This is a genomic window from Mesorhizobium sp. M1399, assembly GCF_040317735.1.
Lineage (GTDB): Bacteria > Pseudomonadota > Alphaproteobacteria > Rhizobiales > Rhizobiaceae > Mesorhizobium.
This window is the reverse complement of sequence record NZ_JAMYKZ010000011.1, coordinates 275,450-298,595: the sequence shown is the minus strand read 5'-3', so window position 1 is coordinate 298,595 and position 23,146 is coordinate 275,450. Positions and strand designations below refer to the sequence as shown.

Here is a 23,146-nt window from a genome sequence, read left to right as displayed (position 1 = left end):
GAGTAGGGGAGTAGGGGAGTAGGGGAGTAGGGGAGTAGGGGAGTAGGGGAGTAGGGGAGTAGGGGAGTAGGGGAGTAGGGGAGTAGGGGAGTAGGGGAGTAGGGGAGTAGGTTATGCAGCTCCCGCGACAGCAATTTTTTCCTTTTCCCTACTCCCGTACTGCCCTACTCCCTTACTCCCCTATTCCCTGCGAGTGAAACGAGCGTCCATGCCTTACGACCAGAAGAAGATCGTTGAAGCCCTGCGCGCCTTCGAGCGCGGCGAGATCGTCGTCGTCATGGACGATGACGGGCGCGAGAACGAGGGCGACCTGATCGTCGCCGCCGTCCATTGCACGCCGGAAAAGATGGCGTTCATCGTCCGCAACACGTCAGGCATCGTCTGCACGCCGATGCCGCGCGAGGAAGCCAAGCGGCTCAACCTGTCGCCGATGGTGGCCGACAATGATTCTGCCCACACCACTGCCTTTACCGTCAGCGTCGACTTCAAGCACGGCACCACGACTGGCATTTCGGCGGACGACCGCACGCTGACGGTGCGCAATCTCGCCAATGGCAATGTCGGCGCGTCCGATTTCGTGCGCCCCGGCCACATCTTTCCGCTGATCGCGCGCGAGGGCGGCGTACTGATGCGTTCGGGCCATACCGAAGCCGCTGTCGACCTTTGCAAGCTCGCCGGCCTGCCGCCGGTCGGCGTCATTTCCGAGCTGGTCAACGATGACGGCACCGTGATGCGCGGCCCGCAGGTGCAGGCCTTCGCCGAAAAGCACGGGTTGAAGCAGATCTCGGTTGCCGACCTCATCGCCTACCGGCAACGCAAGGAAACGCTGGTCGAACGCGTCGCCTGTTCCGACATCGAGACGCCCGGCGGCAAGGCGCAGGTCTTTACCTATACGCTGCCCTGGGATTCCATGCATCACGTGGCGGTCGTCTTCGGCGATATCCGCGACGGCGTCGAGGTGCCGGTGCGCCTTCATTCCGAGGACGTGGTGAGTGACGTCTTCGGCACCAGCCACAGGCTGGACGCCATCATGAAGGCGATGGGTGAGCGCAAGCGCGGCGTCATCGTCTATCTGCGCGAAGGGTCGGTCGGCGTCGCCCATCAGGAGCGCAAGCGGCCGGCTGCCGGCGACCGCGAGGACCATGAAGAGGCGCGCCGGCGCGAGAACGAATGGCGCGAGATCGGCCTCGGCGCGCAAATCCTCAAGGATCTCGGCATTTCCTCGATCAATCTGATCGCCTCGCGCGAGCGCCATTATGTCGGCCTCGAAGGTTTTGGCATCCACATCGCCAAGACCGAGATTCTTTGACCGTTCTCACGATGCTGGTATGCGTCCGGCCCCCGCCTCGGGCCGGACGCACCGGAAGCTATTCCGCAGCGACCGCAGCAGCGTCGCAGGCTGCAATGTCGCAATCCGGCGCGGCAAGGCTGCGCTGGCCGGCAAGCACGATGACCAATGCGATTGTGCCCGACGCCACCGATACCCAGAACCCGTTCTGCGCGCCGAAAGCGTCCACCACCCAGCCGGCGGCGAATGAGCCGAGCGCCATGCCGATGCCAATGCCGGTCATCACCCAGGTCACGCCTTCGGTCAGCACCGCCTCGGGCACGCGCCGCTCGATCAGACCGAATGCCGTGATGAAGGTCGGCGAGATCGCCACGCCGCTGACGAAGACGGCCAGTGCCAGCAGCGGCACGGTGTCGGCGACGAGCAGCGGCAGCGTGGTAAGCGCAATGATGGCGATTGCGATGGCAAGTTGAATTTGCAGCGGCACTTTCAGGTTCAGGGCGCCGATAATGATGCCGACGACGAACGATCCGAGCGCGTAGACGCCGATAACGAAGCTGGCGGCGCCCGGCTGGCCAAGCTCCTTGGTGATCGCCACTGTGCTCACCTCCGTGGTTGCAAAGGTCGCGCCAATGAAGATCAGCGCCAAGGTGAGGATCTGGACAGGCCGCAGGCGGATTGCCGAACCGCCCGAACCATGTTCCACCGGTCTGGCTCGCGGTTCGGTCGAACGCTGCAGGATGAAAGCCGTCGAACCGAGGGCGAGGAACAATGTGCTCGCGAGCACTCCCGCTTCCGGGAAAAGCGCGACGCTCAGCCCCACCGACAGCGATGCCCCGGCGATGTAGACCAGTTCGTCCGCCGCCGATTCAAAGGCGAACGCGGTGTTCAGCTCGGGACGGTTGCGGAAGATCTCAGTCCAGCGCGCGCGCACCATTGCCGGGATGCTGGGCATGACAGCAGCCAGCAGCGATGACACGAACAGCGTCCATATCGGCCAATGCTGATTGGCCGCCGCAATCAGGATCGCGAAAGCGAGCGTGGAAATCACGGTGGTCGGCACCACAATCCGCGTCTGGCCGAGGCGATCCACCAGTCGCGATACCTGTGGCGCGACGAAAGCGTTGGCAAGCGCATATGTCGCGGAGACAGCGCCGGCCAGCCAGTATTCGCCATCAGTCTGTGACAGCATCGCAACGATCCCGATCGGAGCCATGGCCATCGGCAGCCGGGCAACGAACCCGGCTGCGGCGAAGCCTATGGCGCCAGGCGCGCGAAAGATCTGGGTATAGGGATTTTGCATGGTCTGGCTCCTCGACAACGGACGGTTCGACGATTACATACGTAACGTATGAGTTTAAATAGATCATACGCCGCGTATGTCAATTGGCATACGAAGCGTATGTTAATAGGGCCACAGCATGCACAGACCACGCAAGGAGATGATTGCCGAGACCCGCGCCAAGCTGATTGCCGCGGCACGCCAGGCCTTCGGGACGCTCGGCTATGCCGAAGCCTCGATGGATGATTTCACGGCATCGGCCGGGCTGACGCGCGGTGCGCTCTATCATCACTTCGGCGACAAGAAGGGCCTTCTCCAGGCGGTCATCGCCGAGATCGACGCCGAAATGTCGGCCCGGCTGAAGGTCGTTTCGGCCAAGCCGGACAATCTCTGGCAGGGCTTTGTCGACGAATGCACCGCCTATATTGAGATGGCGCTGGAGCCGGAGATCCAGCGTATTGTGCTTCGCGACGGCCCGGCGGTGCTCGGCGATCCATCGCAATGGCCAAGCCAGAGCACATGCATCCGCTCGATGACGGAGAGCCTGCAAAGACTGAGCGACGAGGGGACCATTCTTGCCATCGATCCCGAAGCCGCGGCAAGGCTGGTCAGCGGCGCCTCGTTGCATGCGGCGCAGTGGATCGCAAATTCGAACGATCCCGAAGCGACGTCGAAGAAGGCAGTGAAGGCGTTCAAGGTTCTTCTGGAAGGGCTGCTCAATCTCACCGGCAGGCTGCACCAGCCTGATCGACTATCGTCGATGCACCCCGAGATTGACCAGTCACCGGCCTGAGGTTGTTCTTTCCAGCAATCTGGCGGCTCGCGCTGGAACCAGCCGGCCCCGCCCGCTTAAACCCTGTTGAACATCACACCAGCGAGACGCTAAAACATGGCCAAAGCGTCGAGGCGCGCCTATATCGGGGCATGGTCACGAGACTTTACACCCATCCGATTTTCCTCGAGCACATAACCCCGCCCGGTCACCCGGAGCGGCCAGACCGTTTGCGCGCCATAGAGCGTGTGCTTGACGACGAGGCCTTCGCGGCGCTCGATCGCGTCCAGGCGCCGGAAGGCGACGAGGCAACCATCCTTTACGCGCATCCGCCCGAATTCGTCGAACGTGTCCGCACAGCGATACCGGACACCGGCATCGCCCGTATCGACGCCGATACCACCGCCAGCCCAAAGAGCTGGCAGGCGGCCGTGACTGCGATCGGGGCTGCCAACGCTGCTGTTGACGACGTCTTCACCGGCCGTGCCGACAATGTCTTCGTCGCCGCACGGCCGCCTGGCCATCATGCCGAAAAGACCACCTCCATGGGTTTTTGCCTGTTCAACACCGCGGCGATCGCGGCACGCTACGCGCAGAAGAACCATGGCGCCGACCGCGTTGCCGTCGTCGACTGGGATGTGCATCATGGCAACGGCACGCAGGACATCTTCTGGGACGATCCGTCCGTGCTCTATTGCTCGACGCACCAGATGCCGCTTTACCCCGGCACCGGGGCCGTGAGCGAAACCGGCGCCGGCAACATCGTCAACGCGCCGCTGGCGCCGCAGAGCGGCAGCGATGTTTTCCGCGACGCCTTTCTGTCGCGCATCCTGCCGGCGCTCGACAATTTTGTGCCCGATCTTATCATCATCTCCGCCGGTTTCGACGCCCACCACCGCGATCCGCTGGCCGAGATCAACCTGACCGAGGATGATTTCGACTGGGCGACCGGTCAGTTGCTCGAACGCGCCGGGCGCCTTAGCGGCAATCGGGTCGTCAGCCTGCTCGAGGGCGGCTACGATCTGCAGGGATTGGCATTTTCAGTCGCCGCCCATGTCGGGCGGCTGATGAAGGGATAGACGATGGCTGGTGAGATCAACGAGGACGTCAAGGCGATGAGCTTCGAGCAGGCGCTCGACGCGCTAGAGAGGATCGTCGACGATCTGGAGCGCGGCGACGTGCCGCTCGACCAGTCGATCCGCATCTACGAGCGCGGCGAGGCGCTGAAGGCCCATTGCGACCGGCTGTTGAAGGCGGCCGAGGACAAGGTCGAGAAAATCAGGCTGTCGCGTGACGGCAAGCCGGTGGGGACAGAGCCGTTGGACGCGGATTGAGGCGGCCTCGAACGACGATTGTGCTTGCCGGCTTTGGACATCACCATGATTGAGGATAAAACTCATCCCGTTTGAAACGGCTCCAGGACGAGAGGAGATTGCGAACGATGTGCAGAAACATCAAAACCCTGTTCAATTTCGATCCGCCGGCAACCAATGACGAGGTCCGCGATGCCGCACTTCAGTTTGTCCGCAAGCTGAGCGGAACGACGCGACCGTCAAAACAGAACCAGCATGCGTTCGACCATGCCGTCGAGGCCATTGCCGCCTCGGCGCGCGAATTGCTCGACAGCCTCGAGACGACGCAGCATCCGCGCAATCGCGAAGAGGTGGCGGCCAAGGCGAAGGCCAAATCTGCACTTCGCTTCGCCTGAGGACCGCGTGAGCTTCTTTCCCGGAAACGATCCGCAGATGGGCGATGCCTTCGCCAGCGATCAGATCGAGCTGATGGTCATTCCGAACGCCAAGGATATTGGCGGATTTCAGGTTCGCCGCGCCTTGCCGACGGCCAGGCGCCGGCTGGTCGGACCTTTCATCTTCTTCGATCGTATGGGTCCGGCAGTTCTTCGGGCCGGCCAGGCGCTCGACGTCCGTCCGCATCCGCATATCGGACTGTCGACGGTGACTTACCTGTTCGACGGCAAGATCAGGCACCGTGATTCGCTCGGCACCGAGATGGTGATCCAGCCCGGCGACGTGAATCTGATGACCGCCGGCCGCGGCATCGTCCATTCGGAGCGCACGCCAGAAGAACTGCGCGGCGCGCCGATGTCGGTTTCCGGCCTGCAGACATGGTTGGCGCTGCCGGACGGCAAGGAGGAGGTCGCGCCGATCTTCGAAAACACCGCGGCGCTGCGCCTGCCCGAAATCGATGCCGAGGGGGTCAGCGGCCATATCGTCATCGGTGCGTTTTCCGGAATGCGCTCCCCGGTCGCGACCGCTTCGGACACACTGTACGCCGATCTCAGGCTGGCGCCGGGTGCCAGCGTGAAGATCCCGGCCGATGCCGAGGAGCGCGCCATCTATACGCTGGAAGGCGAGGTTTCGATATCCGGTGACCGCTTCCCGGCCGAGCGGCTGCTGGTTTTCCGGCCCGGCGATGAGATCGTTGTTTTATCGGAGAGCGGCGCCCATTTCATGCTGTTTGGCGGCGCTTCGCTCGGTTCGAAACGTTATATCTGGTGGAATTTCGTATCGTCCTCAAAGGAACGCATCGAACAGGCGAAAGAAGAATGGAAGACGGGCCGCTTCGATATCATTCCCGGAGACGAGCAAGAGTTCATCCCGCTGCCCGAAAGCTGATGCGCGTTACCGCCACATTTACATTCGCCGGCCAGCGGCATATTTCACGATGAACAGAAAATCTGACCAGGCTCGCAAACAGTGAACGCAAAGCCCGATACGCCGCTTCTCGACAAGGTCCGCGTCCCAGCCGATTTGCGCACGCTTGCCGAAGGCGACCTGCCGCAGCTGGCTTCCGAGCTTCGCGCCGAACTGATCGACGTCGTCTCCCACACCGGCGGGCATCTCGGCGCCGGCCTTGGCGTGGTCGAGTTGACCGTCGCGCTGCACTACGTCTTCAACACGCCGGACGATCGGCTGATCTGGGACGTCGGCCACCAGGCCTATCCGCACAAGATCCTGACCGGCCGCCGCGACCGCATCCGCACGCTGCGGCAGGAGGGGGGGCTGTCCGGTTTCACCCGTCGCGTCGAGAGCGAATACGATCCGTTCGGCGCAGCCCACTCCTCGACCTCGATTTCAGCCGGCCTCGGCATGGCGATGGCGCGCGATCTGTCCGATGGCCGCAACAATGTCATTGCCGTCATCGGCGACGGCGCCATGTCGGCCGGCATGGCTTATGAGGCGATGAACAATGCCGGCGCACTCGATGCCCGGCTAATCGTCATCTTGAACGACAACGATATGTCGATCGCTCCACCGACCGGCGCAATGAGCGCCTATCTGGCCCGTCTGGCGTCTGGCAAGACCTATCTGGGGTTGCGCGATTTCGGCAAGAAGCTGACGTCCTATCTCGGCGAGCGCGCCGATCGCGCCATCAAGCGGGCGGTCGAGCACGCGCGCGGCTACGTCACCGGCGGCACGCTGTTCGAGGAAATGGGTTTCTACCACATCGGCCCAATCGACGGCCACAACCTCGAGCACCTGATCCCGGTGCTGAAGAACGTCCGCGACAATGCCGACGGCCCGGTGCTGATCCACGTCGTGACCCAGAAGGGCAAGGGCTACGCCCCGGCCGAGGCGGCCGCCGACAAATATCACGGCGTCAACAAATTCGACGTCATTACCGGCGCCCAGGCCAAGGCGCCCGCCAACGCGCCGAGCTACACCAAGGTGTTTGCCGACAGTCTGATCCAGGAGGCCCGAGAGGACGACCGCATCGTCGCCATCACCGCCGCCATGCCGAACGGCACCGGGCTTGACCTCTTCGGCGAAGCGTTTCCGGCGAGGACCTTCGACGTCGGCATTGCCGAGCAGCATGCGGTGACCTTCGCCGCCGGCCTTGCCACGGAAGGCTTCAAGCCTTTTGCGGCGATCTACTCGACCTTCCTGCAGCGCGCCTACGACCAGGTCGTCCACGACGTGGCGATCCAGAAATTGCCGGTGCGCTTTCCGATCGACCGCGCCGGCTTCGTCGGCGCCGATGGTGCCACCCATTGCGGCGCTTTCGACACCACCTTCCTGGCGACGCTGCCCGGTTTCGTCGTCATGGCGGCGGCCGATGAGGCCGAGCTGCGCCACATGGTACGCACCGCTGCAAGCTACGATGACGGCCCGATCGCCTTCCGCTATCCGCGCGGCAACGGCGTTGGCGTCGAGATGCCGCAGCGCGGCTCGGTATTGGAGATCGGCAAGGGCCGGATCGTCAGGGAAGGCACCAAGGTTGCGCTGCTTTCCTTCGGCACCAGGCTGCAGGATTGCCTGGCCGCGGCCGAGGAGCTTGGCGCGGCGGGGCTTTCGACCACGGTCGCCGATGCCCGTTTTGCCAAGCCGCTCGACGAGGATCTGATCCGGCGGCTGGCCCGTTCGCACGAGATACTGGTGACGGTGGAAGAGGGCGCGGTCGGCGGCTTCGCCAGCCATGTGCTGCAGTTCCTGGCCCACGAAGGGCTGCTGGAGAGCGGCCTGAAGGTGCGCCCGCTGGTGCTGCCCGACACTTTCGTCGACCATGCCAAGCCGGAAAAGATGTATGCCGATGCCGGGCTGGACAGCGCCGGCATCGTGCGCACAGTGTTCGTGGCGTTGGGGCATACCGCGCAGGCCCAGCGCGCCTAGTTGTTTCCGCGTTTCTGCAACGCCAAAAGATTCTGCTTGGCTGCAAATGCCAGTCTGAATCAAAATCTCAACTGCTTGAATCAAATTACCGGCGAACAGTCGTAAGATACTGTTTACGCTGCCATTTGGCGATTTGCTTACCGTGTCCTTTGGCCGTTTTTCAACGCCGCCCTGCTAGAAAGCGACCGGCAGGGGAAAGAAGACCAATGAGATCGCTTTTGGGCGGCATCGCGCTAACGGCCATCTTCGCCGCGTCGGCCGTGGCCGAAACGCGCTACGACCGCAAACTCGAAGAGGCGGTGATGGGCATCGTCGCCGGCAAGATCGGCCAAATCCGTGGCGGCTTCTCCTACAAGGAGGCGCCGCAATTCGTCGTCGTGCCAGATACCTTGCCGAAGGCGTCCATTTCCGTTGACCGGCCGCGCCCGCAGGTGTCCGGCGACAGCAGCGACGGTCTGACGCCGGCCGTTGAACGGCGGGTTTCGCGGACCATATTCTAGAAACTAGAACCACATATCCCGCACACAGCGACCATCCCTCGGCAAATCCTCGAATGTGTCGAGACCGTCGAAATGATCGATCGGGAGGTCGGCGACAGCCTCCGGCGGCGCAAGCCTCATATTGACGGCGATGCGGTGGCGACCGGCGGTATCGGCACGCAATCCGCGCCAGGCCAGGACGCAAGCGCACGTTGGACAGAAGAGAATCTCAAGCGAAGGGTGAGCCCTTCCAACGCGCGTATAGGCACTCACGGGCCCCGCAAGGCGGATGCGTTCGTCGACATAGTCATACGCCCAGAGCGTGCCGTAGCGACGGCAAAGCGTACAGTTGCAGGCAGTGATCGAACCGGGATCGCCCTCCAGGGTCCAGTGGGCTGCGCCGCAGTGGCAGGTTCCCGTCAGCATGTTCCTCCTCCACGTTTCGACGGCTAAACGGCATCTCTTCTTAGCATTGCGTCGGGTGTCGTGCGAGGTTCGACAAACAGCGGAGCGGCTGATGAGTTCACCCGCTTTTCCAACTATGCCTTGTCTCATCGCCAATATCCTTGCCATCATCGTTGGCATTCGCCATGAAGGCCGATGACTTCCCTTCCGCCAGCCAGCATTCGCCAGCGGCTCGACGAATTACTCGTCCAGCGCGGCCTGTTTGCCAGCCGCTCGCGTGCTCGCGATGCGGTGGCGCGCGGCACCGTGACGGTCGACGGCATCGTCGCCCACAAGCCGGGCCAGGCCGTTCTGCCTGAGTGCAACATCGTCGTTGACGATCCGGCGCAAGGTTACGTCTCGCGCGCCGCACTGAAGCTGAAGGCTGGTCTCGACCATTTCGGCCTCAACCCCACCGGTAGCGAAGCGCTCGATGTCGGCGCCTCGACCGGCGGCTTCACGCAGGTACTTCTCGAACGCGGCGCGGCGCATGTCACGGCGATCGATGTCGGGCACGGCCAGATCCACTCCGACATTGCCGGCGATCCGCGCGTGACGGTGATTGAAGGCCTGAATGCGCGCGAACTGTCGGCCGCCGATCTCGGCGGCCGTGTGCCGGATTTCATCGTCTCGGATGTCAGCTTCATATCGCTGAAACTGGCGCTGCCGCCGGCGCTTGCCTTGGCCAGGAACGGCGCAAAAGCCGTGTTTCTGGTCAAGCCGCAATTCGAGGCCGGCCGCGAGGCGATCGGCAAGGGCGGCCTGCTGAAGGACCCCTATGATGCGGCGCGCATTGCCGGCCTGATGCAGGACTGGCTCGATGCCATTCCCGGCTGGCGCTCGTTGGGACTTCATCTGTCGCCGATAGAGGGCGGCGACGGCAACCGCGAGTTCCTGCTCGGCGGCATCAAGGCCGTCGCGACCAAGCCTGCCAAGATCGGGCGGGCCGGGATTGAGAAGCGATGACCACGCGTTTCACAATCGCAAAATTGGGCTCGCAGGGCGACGGCATCGCCGAGACCGAGACCGGCGAGGTTTTCATTCCGTTTACGCTGCCGGGAGAGGTCGTCACCGCCGGGCGGGAGAAAGATCGCGCTACCTTGATGTCGGTGCTTGAGGCCTCGCCGCTGCGAGTCGATCCGCCGTGCCGCCATTTCGGCGAATGCGGCGGCTGCGCCGTCCAGCATCTCGAGACTGAAGCCTATCACCAATGGAAGCGCGAAAGGGTCGTGCATGCGCTGAAGAGCAAGGGCATCGCCTGCGATGTCGGCCCGCTGGTGCCGTGCGCGCCGCACACGCGCCGCCGCGTCGTCTTCACTGCCCGGCGGAGCGAGGCGGGAATGCAGTTCGGCTTCGTTCGCGCGCTGTCGTCCGAAATCATCTCCATCGAGGAATGCCCGATCTCGCTGCCGCAGATCGTCGCTGCGCTCGACCGTTTGAGGATGCTTGCCGGACTGATCTGCACCACGACCAAATCGTTCCACATGGCGGTGACGGTGACCGGTTCCGGCCTCGATGTCGCGGTTCACGATTCCGGTAAGCTCGGCGAGAACCAGCGCCGCGTCGCCTCGAACTTTGTCATTGCCGAGAGGCTAGCCAGGCTGTCGGTCGACGGCGAGATCATTATCGAACCAAAGAAACCGGTCGTCCTGTTTGGTGGCGTCGCTGTCGCAGTGCCGCCGGGCGCTTTCCTGCAGGCGACCGAGGCCGCCGAAGAAGCGATGGCCGACATTGTCGGCCAGCATCTCGCGCGCGCCAAAAAGGTCGCCGATCTCTTCGCCGGCTGCGGAAGCTTCGCACTGCGTCTGGCCTCAAGATCGGAGGTTCATGCGGTGGAAGGCGATGCGGCAGCACTCTCGGCGCTTGACCGGGCCTTCCGTTTCGCCAGCGGCCTGAAGCGGGTGACCGGCGAACGTCGCGACCTGTTCCGGCGGCCGCTCACATTCAAGGAGTTGAATGCCTTTGACGGCGTAGTCTTCGACCCGCCCCGCGCCGGCGCCGAGGACCAGTCGAAGCAGATCGCGCGCTCCGACGTGCCGCTCGTCGCCGCGGTGTCCTGCAATCCGGTGACGCTGGCGCGGGATCTTCGCATCCTCCTCGATGGCGGTTACGCCTTGAAGAGCGTAATCCCGATCGACCAGTTCCTGTGGTCGCCGCATGTCGAGGCCGTCGCGCTGTTGGAGAAGCCGAGACGAAGGCGCTAGCAGCTAGGGCTTGAAATGCGCACCAAAAAAGCACATTTTGAGTGTACGTCGTTCAAACTGGGCTAGGAAATTGCCATGAGCACCGCAGCCTTTGAAAATTCGGCATCGCGCTTCGGCGAGGAGCGGGCGCCGTTTCTCTCGCCGAGGCGGGTAGCCGCACTGCTAGGGGTCAATATGACTGAACTGGCCGGCCTGACCGGTCTCGCGCGCAACACGCTTGCCGCCAAGTCCGGTGCGCGCAAGGTCGACGCCGCATTGAGTCCCATCGTCCGCATCCTGGCGATGGCCGGCGAGATGGCCGGTGATGAACAGCGTGCCGCGATCTGGTTCAAACATCAGCCGATCCCCGGCTGGGCGGGAAAGACCGCCTACGATCTCGTTCGCGAAGGCAAGACTGACAAGGTGCTTGCCTATCTGGAGGCAGTCCGCTCCGGCATCTATGCCTGAACCCAGGCTGACTCTATGGCGCGCTTTTGTGCCGCGCTGGGCCCATCTGCCGCTTTCCGGTGAGGGCGCGGCCCGCTTCGGCGGCCGCTGGAATCCGATTGGCACGCCGGCGATCTACGCCGCCCGGGAACTGTCCACGGCTTGGGCCGAGTACAATCAGGGTTTTGTCCAGCACCCGGCGCTGATTGCACAATTGAAACTGTCAGGCGCCCGGCTGGCCGACCTGACAGAGGCTGATACGCTGTCGAAGCTCGGTGTAACGGCCGACATTCACCGGTGCGAATGGCGTGACATCGTGGATGGAGGCTTTGTGCCCGAGACGCACCAACTGAGAGACCGCTTGCTTGGCGACGGGCTGCACGGCGTGATCTACCCGTCCTTCATGTCGCCTGGCGGCACATGCGTCGCGCTGTGGCGCTGGAACGAAAACGATGCTCCGGATCTTGAAATCATCGATCCCGACCATCGCCTGCCGAAAACAGCGGCATCATGGCTTTAGGGCAGTTCGAGCTGCGGCGGGCACACCCGCCTCCATCTCTTCCAACGTCTTCGGCTTGCCTATGTGGGGCAGGGATCCAAATACGTCCTATGGCCGTGTTAAAGGCAAGACTGGAACAGGCAGTGCGACTTGATCGTCGGTCGAACTGGTGACTTCTAGCTTTTCTCCGGCAGCGATCACAGTTTCCTCTCCCGACATAACAAAGATGCTGATCGCGCGCTGAATTCAAGGCTGCATAGCCAGACGGTGCTAGCCTGCGCCTGAAAGGACGCGCTCGACGAAGGCGGGCACCACTTGTGTCGCCGGCCCTTCCATCTGCTCGTCGAAACGGGAGGCCCAGCCGGCGCATTTCAGATTGAGTTCGGCTGTTACGGCTCCGGCCGCGCGTGCCTCCTCCACGAAACCTGCTGCCGGGTAGACACTCCCGCTGGTGCCGATGGCCACGAATAGGTCGCAGCGCGTCAGCGCCTCGCCGACCTCCTCCATGCGGTAAGGCATTTCGCCGAACCAGACCACGTCAGGCCTCAATTGACCTTTTGCGCCACACGCTGGACAGGCCGAATGGGCAGCGATGTCGTCGGCCCAGGTGCTGCTTTGCCCGCAGCTCAGGCAAAGGGCATGGCCCAGTTCTCCATGCATATGGATCAGTTTGCGCGAACCGGCGCGCTCATGCAGGTCGTCGATATTCTGCGTGACGACGAGGACGTCGCCTGGGAATTTCTGCTCGAGCTTGGCCAGCGCGGCGTGCGCCGCATTCGGCTCGACGCTGCCCATCTGCCGCCGGCGCATATTGTAGAAATCCTGCACCTTTACGGGGTCGCGCGCAAAACCTTGCGGCGTGGCCACGTCCTGCAGGTCGTATTTCGCCCAGACCCCGTCGGGATCCCGGAACGTGGCGACGCCCGATTCCGCCGAAATGCCGGCGCCTGTCAGGATGACGATTTTGGCTTTGGACATGGTCGAAGACACCGGCATCCGGAAACATCATTTGGAAGGCGATGTTACCGGAAGGCGGCAGCCGCATCAAACCCTGGTGCCGCCGACCGTCATCTGGTTCATCCTGAGATGCGGCTGGCCGACGCCGACCGGCACGCCCTGTCCGGCCTTGCCGCACATGCCGATGCCGGTGTCGAGCTTCATGTCGTTGCCGACCATCGAAACCCGATGCATGGCATCCGGCCCATTGCCGATCAGCATGGCGCCCTTGATCGGTTGCGTCACCTTGCCGTTCTCGATCATGTAGGCCTCGGTGCAGCCGAACACGAACTTGCCCGAAGTGATGTCGACCTGGCCGCCACCGAACGACACGGCATAGATGCCGTTCTTGACCGAGGCTATGATTTCCTCCGGCTCCATGTCGCCTGCCGTCATGTAGGTGTTGGTCATGCGCGGCATCGGCTCATGCGCGTAACCTTGGCGCCGCCCGTTGCCGGTGGCCTTCATGCCCATCAGCCGTGCATTCTGGCGGTCCTGCATGTAGCCGACCAGCTTGCCATCATCGATCAGCACGTTATGGGCCGAAGGCGTGCCTTCGTCGTCGACGGTCAGCGAACCTCGCCGCTCGGGCATGGTGCCGTCGTCAACGACGGTGATGCCTTTCGCCGCCACCTGCTGGCCAAGCAGGCCGGCAAAGGCCGACGTCTTTTTGCGGTTGAAATCGCCTTCCAGCCCGTGGCCGACGGCCTCGTGCAACATGACGCCGGGCCAGCCGCTCGACAGCACGATGTCGAAAGTGCCGGCAGGTGCTGGAACCGCTTCGAGATTGACGAGCGCCTGCCGCAGTGCCTCCTTGGCCGCGTGCCGCCAGCTGTCCTCGACCAGGAATTCGCCAAAATCCTTGCGGCCTCCCATGCCGTAGGAGCCGCTCTCCTGGCGGTCGCCGTCGCCGACCACCACCGATACGTTGATCCTGACCAGCGGGCGGATGTCGCGGACCATCTGGCCATCGGCGCGCACGATCTCGACATGCTGCCAGGAGGCGGCGAGCGACGCCGTCACCTGCCTGACGCGCGGATCTTCGGCCCGCAGCCATGCATCGATTTCCTGAAGCAACTTGGCCTTGGTCTCGAAGGAAGGCGAGGGGATCGGGTTTCCGTCGCCGTAGAGATGGCGGTTGGTGCGGACGGGCGCTGCGGCAAGCGTGCCGGAATAGCCGCTCTTCACCGTCGAAACGGCATCGGCGGCGCGCCGCAGCGAGGCTTCGGAGAGATCACTGGAATGGGCGTAGCCGCTGGCCTCGCCAGCGACGGCGCGCAGGCCGAAACCCTGGTCGGTGTTGAAATTCGCGGTCTTCAGCTTGCCATTGTCGAACATCAGCGCTTCGCTTTCGCTGTATTCGAGAAACAGTTCGCCGTCGTCGGCGCCGTTGATGGTCTCGGCGACGATCTGCTTGATGCGATCGTCGGAAATGTCGAATTGGCCGATCAGGCTGTTCATGGCAGGTCCATTCGCAGGAGGATTGTTTCCCACGATGTAGGCGCGAAGGCCTGCACAGACAATCTGAAATGAGATTTGCCGTGACCGCGGCCGGTCAACAATCACTGGATCGTGCTACAAGACCGCGTTCAAGGCAGGGCGGCGAAGCCGTCGGCAAAACCCTTGAGGTCGACGGGAATGCCGATGCCTTCTTCGGGCGTCTGGAAGACGATAAAGGTCGCCGACGTACCGGTCTTCAGCGTGTCGAGCAGCGGCTTTTCCAGGATGACCTCGGCATAGCAGCCGTCCTGGAAACAGCGCACGAAATAGGCGCGGCCGATATCCTTGCCGTCGACATTGAGGCCGAGGCCGTTGGGCAACAGCACGCCGAGCGGCGCCAGCACACGAAGGATTTCGGCCTTGTTGTCGGCTGTACGCAGCACGACAACGGAAAGACCCATTTCCGGGCGGTCCTCGGCGACGACGTTCTGCATCATCACGCATTGTTCGGACGTAGCACCGGCCGGCGTATCGCAGATGATCGACCACGCCCCATGCGTCGACTTCACCGTGCCGCTTGGCTGCGCGGCATTGGCCAGGCCGCCGCCTGACAAGGCTATTGCGGCGGCAACAAGGATGACCTCCGCCAAGGTTCTCGAAAGCCACGCGTTCATGACGGCTCCATTGCGAATCACGGCACTTTAAGCCGCACTAAACCCAAGTAAAGGACGAGACCCCCGCGGTCTGCCCCGACATAGGCGACAATGCGCTTTTCCGTGCCAATTTCGCCCTAATTGCGACGGTTTCGCGCGCCGCGCGGCTCATTCTGCCGGGATGCCGCTCCGGTGATTCGCGACGAGCGGTCACCGCACGAAGCTACAGCCGCGCTTGCGCGCAAAAATGCCGCACGGGTTCCGCCGCTCCTTTCTTGCGGAGGCAAATAGAGTATGGTTTGAACCAGCCTTGAATTGTCCGGGATTCCCGTCCCGGCATTATTCGGCATTCTTGCGGTCCGATCGCGAGGAACTGGGAGATGACGAGGGCGATGAGAAAATTCCTGGCAACCGCCAAAATCGTAGCTAGTGCCGCCGCCACGTTGTTTGCCGCTGCATCCGCTCATGCAGCCCAGCCTCAACCCTGGGAAACCAGTTTTCAGCCTCCGGCGACCGATATTATGAGGCAGATCGAGTGGTTCGGAAACTATTCGTTCGCGTTCATCATTGTGATCACCGCCTTGGTGCTTTTTCTGATCGCCTACTGCATTTTGAAATTCCGGGCGAGCGTCAACCCGACCCCGTCGCGCACCAGCCACAACACGCTGATCGAGGTCATCTGGACTGTCGGTCCCGTCGTCATCCTGCTCTGTCTCGCCATTCCTTCGTTCCAGCTGCTGACCGCGCAATACACGCCGCCGGAAGAAGCCAAGCTGACCGTCAAGGCGACGGGCAATCAGTGGAACTGGGATTACGAATACCAGGTCGACAACACGCTTTCCTTCAATTCCGCGATCCTTCAGGATGCCGACAGGGCTGCTGCCGGCAAGGAAGATCGCGCCGCCTATCCGCGCCTGCTCGCCGTCGACAATGAGATGGTGGTGCCTGTCAACACCATGACCCGCGTGCTGGTGACGGCGACCGACGTGATTCACGCCTTTGCCATGCCGTCCTTCGGCATCAAGACCGACGCGGTGCCGGGCCGCATCAACGAGGTGTGGTTCAAGGCCGACAAGGAAGGCCTCTATTACGGCCAGTGCTCGGAACTCTGCGGCAAGGACCACGCCTTCATGCCGATCGCCATTCGCGTCGTCTCCGATGCGCAATACAAGACCTGGCTGGCGGCAGCCAAGACCGATCTTCCCGGCGCCAACAAGGCGCTGATGGCCGAGGTCGATGGCACGAACAAGGTAGCGGCCGCCGGCAACTGATGCCGCGACCAGAAAAGATTCAGGGAACGGAGCCGACCATGGCAGACGCTGCAGCTCACGACGACCACGACCACAAGCCGTATCATGGCTGGGTCCGGTGGGTGTATTCGACCAACCACAAGGACATCGGTACGCTTTATCTGATCTTCGCGATCATGGCGGGCTGCATCGGTGGCGCCTTATCGGTCGTCATGCGCATGGAATTGCAGGAGCCGGGCATCCAGATATTCACTGGCCTGGCACAGATGGTCTACGGCATGAACGGTGACGCCGCCATCGACGGCGGCAAGAGCATGTACAATGCCTTCACCACCGCGCATGCGCTGATCATGATCTTCTTCATGGTGATGCCGGCGCTGATCGGCGGCTTTGCCAACTGGATGGTGCCGATCATGATCGGCGCGCCGGACATGGCGTTCCCGCGCATGAACAACGTCTCGTTCTGGCTGCTGCCGCCGGCTTTCATCCTGCTGATTATCTCGGCCTTCGTCCCGAGTGCGCCGGGCGCCTATGGCGTCGGTGGCGGCTGGACGCTTTATCCGCCGCTCTCGACATCGGGCCAGCCTGGACCGGCCATGGACCTGGCGATCCTTTCAATCCACATCGCCGGCGCCTCCTCGATTCTTGGCGCCATCAACTTCATCACCACCATCTTCAACATGCGCGCGCCCGGCATGACCATGCACAAGATGCCGCTGTTCGCGTGGTCGGTGTTGATCACCGCCTTCCTGCTGCTGCTGTCGTTGCCGGTGCTGGCCGGCGGCATCACCATGCTTTTGACCGACCGCAATTTCGGCACCACCTTCTTCGCCCCGGACGGCGGCGGCGACCCGATCCTGTTCCAGCACCTGTTCTGGTTCTTCGGCCATCCAGAAGTCTATATCCTGATCCTGCCGGGCTTCGGCATCATCAGCCATATCATCTCGACCTTTTCAAGGAAGCCGGTGTTCGGCTATCTCGGCATGGCCTATGCGATGGTTGCCATCGGCGCGGTGGGCTTCATCGTCTGGGCCCACCACATGTACACGACGGGCCTGTCGCTCGACACCCAGCGCTATTTCGTCTTCGCCACCATGGTCATCGCGGTGCCGACGGGCGTGAAGATCTTCTCGTGGATCGCCACTATGTGGGGCGGGTCGATTTCGCTTAAGACCCCGATGCTGTGGGCGATCGGCTTCATCTTCCTGTTCACAGTTGGTGGCGTCACCGGCGTGCAATTGGCCAATGCCGGCCTCGACCGCCCGCTGCACGACACCTATTTCGTGGTTGCGCACTTCCACTACGTGCTGTCACTGGGCGCGGTCTTCGCCATCTTCGCCGGCTGGTACTACTGGTTCCCGAAGATGACCGGCTACATGTATTCGCCGGTGATCGCCAACACCCACTTCTGGGTCACTTTCGTCGGCGTCAACCTGGTCTTTTTCCCGCAGCATTTCCTCGGTCTCTCCGGAATGCCGCGTCGCTATATCGACTATCCCGATGCCTTCGCCGGCTGGAATATGGTGTCGTCCTACGGCTCGTACATCTCGGCTGTCGGCGTCGTCATCTTCCTGTTCGGCGTCTTCGAGGCGTTCCAGAAGAAGCGGGTCGCCGGCGCCAATCCTTGGGGTGAGGGTGCGACCACGCTGGAATGGCAGCTGCCTTCGCCGCCGCCGTTCCACCAATGGGAACAGCTGCCGAAGATCAAGTAGGCGGTTGCCTCCTTTAATACGGAACCGCCGGCCGTCCGGCGGTTTTGGCCAACGGAATGATGGACTCTAAGTACGCATGGCCCTTGCCGAAGACAGACTGATTGACGAGCCGGGCTTCCGCATGTCGGAAGCGACGGCGGGCGATTTCTTCGCCCTGCTGAAGCCGCGCGTCATGTCGCTGGTGGTGTTCACAGCGTTTGTCGGCATGGTCGCCGCCCCGGTGACCATCAATCCGCTGCTGGCGGTGATCGCGATCCTGGCTATTGCCATTGGTGCCGGCGCGTCCGGTGCGCTCAACATGTGGTATGACGCAGACATCGATGCGGTGATGACGCGCACCGCCGGCCGTCCCGTGCCGGCCGGCCGCATACGGCCTGGCGAGGCATTGAGCTTCGGGCTGGTGCTGTCGGTTCTGTCGGTGATGACGCTCGGCGTGCTGGTCAACTGGTTGGCCGCATCGCTTCTGGCCTTCACCATCTTTTTCTATGCCGTCATCTACACGATGTGGCTGAAGCGCTGGACGCCACAGAACATTGTCATCGGCGGTGCTGCCGGTGCCATTCCGCCGGTCATCGGCTGGGCGGCGGTAACCGGATCGGTCAGCCTCGAAAGCTTGGTGCTGTTCCTGATCATCTTCCTGTGGACGCCGCCGCATTTCTGGGCGCTCGCGCTCTTCAAGTCGGAGGACTATGCCAAGGCAGGCATTCCGATGATGCCGAATGTCGCCGGCCAGGCTTCGACCAGACGCCAGATCTTTGCCTATGCGCTGGTCCTCGCACCGGTTGGCGTGCTGCCATGGGTTCTCGGCTTCACCACGCCAGCCTATGGCGTCGTTGCATTGCTGCTCGGCGCCGGCTTCGTCTGGTATGCGTGGAAGGTGCTGCAAATGGCCGATGACGACCGGGCGATGAAGCCGGCCAAGGCCCTGTTCGGCTATTCGCTGCTCTATCTCTTCGCCATCTTCGCCGCCTACCTTGGCGATTGCGTCGTCGCGCGCGCGCTGACCATCGGTGGAGCATGAGCATGGCCGAAAAGAAGCTTGAACTGGTCACGCTGACCGACCGTCAGCAGAAGGCCCGCCGCAATCGCTCGGCCGCAATCGGCTTCGCGCTGGCGGCGCTGGTCGTCATATTCTACGTCGCGACCATCGTGAAATTTGGTCACAGCGTCACCGGTTCGATGTGAGCTGAACATGACCAGGCAAACAGTCACCGATCCTACGAAGAAGAATACGAACCGCGTCGTCGCCGGCGTCTGCATCGCGTTCTTCGGCGGCATGATCGGCATGGCCTATGCCGCAGTGCCGCTCTACGCGATGTTCTGCCAGGCGACAGGCTACGGCGGCACCGTTAAACGGGCGACCCAGCAATATGCCGATCGGGTGCTCGACCGTGACATCACCATCCGCTTCGATGCCAACACTGTCGGCATTCCCTGGCAATTCCAGCCGGTCGCCCGCTCGATCACCATCAAGATCGGCGAAACAGCCGAGGCGCATTTCAGCGCGACCAACAAATTCAGCCGGCCCATCACCGGACGCGCCACCTTCAATGTACAGCCTGAACTGGCCGGACCTTACTTCAACAAGGTCGAGTGTTTCTGCTTCACCGACACGACGCTGAAGCCGGGCGAGACGTTGGACATGCCGGTCGTGTTCTATGTCGATCCCGACATCGTCAACGCGCCGGAATTGAAGGATTTGAAGACGATTACCCTGTCCTACACGATGTTCCCGGTCGACAAGACCAAGCCGGTCGCATCATCGGTGCCGGCCGACGGCCGCCGCAACAAGAGTTCAGATACCGAAGCAAGCCTCGGGGGTTGATATGGCAGACGCACACGCAAAACCGCAACATGACTACCACCTCGTCGACCCGAGCCCATGGCCTTTCCTGGGCTCCGTCGGGGCGCTGGTGACCGCGATCGGCGGCGTCTGTTACATGCAATATCTCAAGGGCGGCGATTTCCCCATCTTCGGTTTCAACATCGCCAATCCATGGTTGTTCTTCATCGGCCTGCTGATCGTCATCTACACGATGTTCGCCTGGTGGTCGGATACGATCAAGGAAGCGCATGAGGGGCACCACACTCGTGTCGTGTCGCTGCATCTGCGCTACGGCATGATCATGTTCATCGCCTCCGAGGTGATGTTCTTCGTCGCCTGGTTCTGGGCCTTCTTCGACGCCAGCCTGTTCCCCGGCGAGGTCCATCAGTATGCCCGTACCGCCTTCACCGGCGGCGTCTGGCCGCCCAAGGGCCTCGAAGTTCTCGACCCTTTCCATCTGCCGCTTTACAACACCGTCATCTTGCTCCTGTCGGGCACCACGGTGACCTGGGCGCACCACTCGCTCATCCACGGCGACCGCAAAGGGCTGATCAATGGCTTGGTGCTGACCGTCGGCCTCGGCATGCTGTTCACCATGGTGCAGGCCTACGAGTACATGCATGCGCCGTTCGGCTTCAGGGATTCGATCTACGGCGCCACCTTCTTCATGGCGACCGGCTTCCATGGTTTCCACGTCATCATCGGCACTATCTTCCTGCTGGTCTGCCTGATCCGCGCCATGAAGGGCGACTTCACGCCCAAGCAGCATTTCGGCTTCGAGGCCGCCGCCTGGTACTGGCATTTCGTCGACGTGGTGTGGCTATTCCTGTTTGCCTCGATCTATGTCTGGGCATCGAACGGCGCAATGATCGAACCGCACTGACATTGGCCCGAGGAAATGGGCCCGAGGAAAATGGGGCCGAGGAAATAGACAAGGCGGCTGCGGCGACGTGGCCGCCTTATCTTTTGCGGCAAATGCTCCTAGGATGACCCCATGAGCGACGACAAGGCGATCTGGCCACCAATCGATCCGATCTCGGCCGGCCTGCATGGCCGCTGCCCCCGCTGTGGCGAGGGCAAGCTGTTCTTCGGGTTCCTCACAGTCGGCGATCGCTGTACCAATTGCGGCCTCGATTATTCCTTCGCCGATGCCGGCGACGGGCCGGCGGTGTTCGTTATTCTGATCATCGGCTTCATCGTCGTCGGCCTGGCGCTGTGGATGGAGGTGACGCTCAATCCGCCGCTCTGGCTGCATCTGTTGCTGTGGATTCCGCTGACGCTGGTGCTGTGCCTGGCGGCGCTCAGGCTGATCAAGGGCGTGCTGCTGACGCTGCAATACCGCAACAAGGCGGCCGAGGGCCGGCTGGACCGCGGCGAATGAGCGAGGCATCAGGTTTGGTGGCCGGCCGGTCGCGGCCGAAACGCGCATTGGCGCTCGGCCTGGGTATCGTCGTGTCTTTGATCCTGCTGGCGCTCGGCACCTGGCAGGTTCAGCGCCTGCACTGGAAAGAGGGCCTTCTCCAGACGATCGACCAGCGCACGCATTCGGCGCCTGTGCCATTGGCCGAGGTCGAAAAGCGGTTTGCTGCCACCGGCGACGTGGACTACACGCCGGTGATAGTGACCGGCACTTTCCTGCATCAAGGCGAACGGCATTTCCTCGCCACCTGGGAAGGCCAGTCCGGCTTCGATGTCTTCACGCCGCTGCAACTCGAGGATGGCCGTTTCGTGCTGATCAACCGCGGCTTCGTGCCCTACGATTTCAAGGACCCCGCCAAGCGGCCGCAGGGGCAGGTGACGGGCAAAGTGACGGTGACGGGGCTCGCCCGCAACCCGCTGCCGGCCAAGCCCTCGATGATGCTTCCCGACAATGATCCGCAGAAGAACATCTTCTACTGGAAAGATCGTGACGCGATGGCCTCGAGCGCCGGCCTGCCGGCAGGTGCGGCGCTGGTGCCGATCTTCATCGATGCGAACGCCGCCGCCAACCCCGGCGGGCTGCCCGTCGGCGGCGTCACCGTCATCGACCTGCCGAACAGCCATCTGCAATATGCGATAACCTGGTACGGCCTTGCCGTCGCCCTTGCCGGTGTCCTGATCTCCTGGCTCCGCCGCCCGGCGAAAGACCAATGATCGCCGCCACTACCCTTGACAGGGCAGGGCCGCACACCTCATTTCGCGCCTTGAGCTCAGAAGTCATAGTCCGATCAACCGGCCTACAATCAGCGTAAGATGCAATCATGCTTCAGACAAAGCCACCGCTGACCATCCGGCTCTGCCAGCCGCGCGGTTTCTGTGCGGGCGTTGACCGTGCCATCCAGATCGTCGTGCTGGCGCTCAAGAAATATGGCGCGCCGGTTTATGTCCGCCACGAGATCGTGCACAACCGCTACGTCGTCGAAGGGCTGCAAAGCCTCGGCGCGGTGTTCATCGAGGAGCTCTCCGAGATCCCGCCCGAGCATCGCCAGAGCCCGGTCGTCTTTTCGGCGCATGGCGTGCCGAAATCGGTGCCGGCCGACGCCCGGTCCCGCAACCTGTTCTATCTCGACGCGACGTGCCCGCTGGTCTCGAAAGTCCACAAGCAGGCAATGCGCCATCAGCGGCTTGGCCGCCACGTGCTTTTGATCGGCCATGCCGGGCATCCTGAGGTGATCGGCACAATGGGCCAGTTGCCGGATGGCGCGGTCACTCTGATCGAGACCGAAGCCGACGCCGCAAGCTTCGTGCCCGCAGACCCGCGAGCGCTCGGTTTCGTCACCCAGACGACGCTGTCGGTCGAGGACACCGCCGGCATCATCCGCGCCCTGCAGCAACGTTTTCCCGAGTTGCACGCGCCGGCGGCGGAATCGATCTGCTATGCCACCACCAATCGCCAGGAGGCGGTCAAGGAAACAGCGGCCGGCGCCGATCTCTTCCTGGTCGTCGGTGCGCCTAACTCCTCCAACTCACGGCGGCTTGTCGAAGTGGCCGAACGCGCCGGCGCCTCGATGTCGCTTCTCGTGCAGCGCGCCTCCGAAATTCCGTGGAATGACATTGCCGGCATCTCGACACTCGGCCTGTCGGCGGGCGCCTCGGCGCCGGAGATCATCGTCGACGAGATTGTCGATGCCTTCCGGCAGCGCTTCGACGTAACCATCGAGTTGGCCGTGACGGCGACGGAGACGGAGGATTTTCCGGTGATGCGGGTGTTGCGCGATGTCGAACTGACGGCAGCCGACATGGCCTTCGTCAACGGGGCTGCGTAG

General features: G+C 62.7%; 26 protein-coding genes. 21 read left to right on the top strand and 5 right to left on the bottom strand.

Features of this window, described 5'->3' with window-relative positions; translation table 11 throughout:
• Nucleotides 1-208 precede the first annotated feature (208 nt).
• A complete protein-coding gene (gene ribB, locus NKH05_RS21260; protein WP_023716904.1) occupies nt 209-1,309 on the top strand; it encodes a 3,4-dihydroxy-2-butanone-4-phosphate synthase in 1,101 nt (366 codons plus the stop codon).
• A gap of 58 nt (nt 1,310-1,367) precedes the next feature.
• Here the strand turns inward: ribB and NKH05_RS21255 are convergent, their stop codons facing one another.
• On the bottom strand, nt 1,368-2,591 hold the full coding sequence (locus tag NKH05_RS21255) for an MFS transporter (protein WP_352483719.1): 1,224 nt from the start codon (nt 2,589-2,591) through the stop codon (nt 1,368-1,370).
• A 118-nt stretch (nt 2,592-2,709) separates the two neighbouring features.
• Between NKH05_RS21255 and NKH05_RS21250 the strand changes: the two genes are divergently transcribed.
• The 7 genes from NKH05_RS21250 (at nt 2,710) to NKH05_RS21220 (ending at nt 8,473) form a co-directional block, all read left to right on the top strand.
• Nucleotides 2,710-3,363: a TetR/AcrR family transcriptional regulator gene (locus NKH05_RS21250; protein WP_352483718.1), complete on the top strand. Its 654-nt coding sequence runs from the start codon at nt 2,710-2,712 to the stop codon at nt 3,361-3,363.
• A 131-nt stretch (nt 3,364-3,494) separates the two neighbouring features.
• A complete protein-coding gene (locus NKH05_RS21245; RefSeq protein WP_352483717.1) occupies nt 3,495-4,421 on the top strand; it encodes a histone deacetylase family protein in 927 nt (308 codons plus the stop codon).
• A gap of 3 nt (nt 4,422-4,424) precedes the next feature.
• Entirely contained in the window at nt 4,425-4,676 is a 252-nt protein-coding gene (locus NKH05_RS21240) for an exodeoxyribonuclease VII small subunit (RefSeq protein ID WP_023716907.1), read from the top strand.
• Between the two features lie 107 nt (nt 4,677-4,783).
• Nucleotides 4,784-5,050 carry a DUF2277 domain-containing protein gene (locus NKH05_RS21235; protein ID WP_023716908.1) on the top strand — a complete coding sequence of 89 codons (267 nt, stop codon included), beginning with the start codon at nt 4,784-4,786 and terminating at the stop codon, nt 5,048-5,050.
• 7 nt (nt 5,051-5,057) lie between these two features.
• On the top strand, nt 5,058-5,978 hold the full coding sequence (locus tag NKH05_RS21230) for a pirin family protein (RefSeq protein WP_023716909.1): 921 nt from the start codon (nt 5,058-5,060) through the stop codon (nt 5,976-5,978).
• 81 nt (nt 5,979-6,059) lie between these two features.
• Entirely contained in the window at nt 6,060-7,973 is a 1,914-nt protein-coding gene (dxs, locus tag NKH05_RS21225; protein ID WP_023716910.1) for a 1-deoxy-D-xylulose-5-phosphate synthase, read from the top strand.
• Between the two features lie 206 nt (nt 7,974-8,179).
• Entirely contained in the window at nt 8,180-8,473 is a 294-nt protein-coding gene (locus tag NKH05_RS21220; protein WP_023716911.1) for a hypothetical protein, read from the top strand.
• A 3-nt stretch (nt 8,474-8,476) separates the two neighbouring features.
• Here the strand turns inward: NKH05_RS21220 and NKH05_RS21215 are convergent, their stop codons facing one another.
• A complete protein-coding gene (locus NKH05_RS21215) occupies nt 8,477-8,878 on the bottom strand; it encodes a GFA family protein (protein ID WP_352494381.1) in 402 nt (133 codons plus the stop codon).
• A 174-nt stretch (nt 8,879-9,052) separates the two neighbouring features.
• On the opposite strand from NKH05_RS21215, the gene NKH05_RS21210 reads away from it, so the two are divergent.
• From NKH05_RS21210 to NKH05_RS21195, 4 genes are all read left to right on the top strand, one after another.
• On the top strand, nt 9,053-9,862 hold the full coding sequence (locus NKH05_RS21210; RefSeq protein WP_023716912.1) for a TlyA family RNA methyltransferase: 810 nt from the start codon (nt 9,053-9,055) through the stop codon (nt 9,860-9,862).
• Nucleotides 9,859-11,100: a class I SAM-dependent RNA methyltransferase gene (locus tag NKH05_RS21205; protein WP_023716913.1), complete on the top strand. Its 1,242-nt coding sequence runs from the start codon at nt 9,859-9,861 to the stop codon at nt 11,098-11,100. The genes NKH05_RS21210 and NKH05_RS21205 overlap by 4 nt, the downstream gene beginning before the upstream one ends.
• Nucleotides 11,101-11,175: 75 nt before the next feature.
• Nucleotides 11,176-11,547 (top strand): antitoxin Xre/MbcA/ParS toxin-binding domain-containing protein, encoded by a 372-nt coding sequence (locus tag NKH05_RS21200; protein ID WP_023716914.1) that lies wholly within the window; start codon nt 11,176-11,178, stop codon nt 11,545-11,547.
• Nucleotides 11,513-12,046: an RES family NAD+ phosphorylase gene (locus NKH05_RS21195; protein WP_502895932.1), complete on the top strand. Its 534-nt coding sequence runs from the start codon at nt 11,513-11,515 to the stop codon at nt 12,044-12,046. Before NKH05_RS21200 ends, NKH05_RS21195 begins: the two co-directional genes overlap by 35 nt.
• A 249-nt stretch (nt 12,047-12,295) precedes the next feature.
• Here the strand turns inward: NKH05_RS21195 and NKH05_RS21190 are convergent, their stop codons facing one another.
• The 3 genes from NKH05_RS21190 to NKH05_RS21180 form a co-directional block, all read right to left on the bottom strand.
• Complete coding sequence (locus NKH05_RS21190; RefSeq protein ID WP_023716916.1) at nt 12,296-13,003, bottom strand: NAD-dependent deacylase; 708 nt, start codon at nt 13,001-13,003, stop codon at nt 12,296-12,298.
• Between the two features lie 66 nt (nt 13,004-13,069).
• Entirely contained in the window at nt 13,070-14,482 is a 1,413-nt protein-coding gene (gene tldD / locus NKH05_RS21185; RefSeq protein ID WP_353025991.1) for a metalloprotease TldD, read from the bottom strand.
• A 128-nt stretch (nt 14,483-14,610) separates the two neighbouring features.
• Nucleotides 14,611-15,135 carry an invasion associated locus B family protein gene (locus NKH05_RS21180; protein ID WP_023716918.1) on the bottom strand — a complete coding sequence of 175 codons (525 nt, stop codon included), beginning with the start codon at nt 15,133-15,135 and terminating at the stop codon, nt 14,611-14,613.
• A 371-nt stretch (nt 15,136-15,506) separates the two neighbouring features.
• On the opposite strand from NKH05_RS21180, the gene coxB reads away from it, so the two are divergent.
• From coxB to ispH, 9 genes are all read left to right on the top strand, one after another.
• On the top strand, nt 15,507-16,385 hold the full coding sequence (gene coxB, locus NKH05_RS21175; RefSeq protein ID WP_023716919.1) for a cytochrome c oxidase subunit II: 879 nt from the start codon (nt 15,507-15,509) through the stop codon (nt 16,383-16,385).
• 38 nt (nt 16,386-16,423) lie between these two features.
• Nucleotides 16,424-18,076: a cytochrome c oxidase subunit I gene (gene ctaD / locus NKH05_RS21170; RefSeq protein WP_023716920.1), complete on the top strand. Its 1,653-nt coding sequence runs from the start codon at nt 16,424-16,426 to the stop codon at nt 18,074-18,076.
• 76 nt (nt 18,077-18,152) lie between these two features.
• Nucleotides 18,153-19,097 (top strand): heme o synthase, encoded by a 945-nt coding sequence (locus NKH05_RS21165; RefSeq protein WP_352483710.1) that lies wholly within the window; start codon nt 18,153-18,155, stop codon nt 19,095-19,097.
• Entirely contained in the window at nt 19,094-19,261 is a 168-nt protein-coding gene (locus NKH05_RS21160) for a cytochrome c oxidase system small membrane protein (protein ID WP_023716922.1), read from the top strand. Before NKH05_RS21165 ends, NKH05_RS21160 begins: the two co-directional genes overlap by 4 nt.
• 7 nt (nt 19,262-19,268) lie before the next feature.
• Nucleotides 19,269-19,901 carry a cytochrome c oxidase assembly protein gene (locus tag NKH05_RS21155; protein WP_352547562.1) on the top strand — a complete coding sequence of 211 codons (633 nt, stop codon included), beginning with the start codon at nt 19,269-19,271 and terminating at the stop codon, nt 19,899-19,901.
• Nucleotide 19,902: 1 nt separating this feature from the next.
• Nucleotides 19,903-20,784, top strand: coding sequence for a cytochrome c oxidase subunit 3 (locus NKH05_RS21150; RefSeq protein WP_023716924.1), 882 nt, complete (start codon nt 19,903-19,905; stop codon nt 20,782-20,784).
• A gap of 111 nt (nt 20,785-20,895) precedes the next feature.
• On the top strand, nt 20,896-21,282 hold the full coding sequence (locus tag NKH05_RS21145) for a DUF983 domain-containing protein (RefSeq protein ID WP_352859180.1): 387 nt from the start codon (nt 20,896-20,898) through the stop codon (nt 21,280-21,282).
• Nucleotides 21,279-22,034, top strand: a complete 756-nt coding sequence (locus NKH05_RS21140) for an SURF1 family protein (protein WP_352483708.1) — start codon at nt 21,279-21,281, stop codon at nt 22,032-22,034. The genes NKH05_RS21145 and NKH05_RS21140 overlap by 4 nt, the downstream gene beginning before the upstream one ends.
• Nucleotides 22,035-22,141: 107 nt before the next feature.
• Nucleotides 22,142-23,146, top strand: a complete 1,005-nt coding sequence (gene ispH / locus NKH05_RS21135; RefSeq protein ID WP_023716927.1) for a 4-hydroxy-3-methylbut-2-enyl diphosphate reductase — start codon at nt 22,142-22,144, stop codon at nt 23,144-23,146.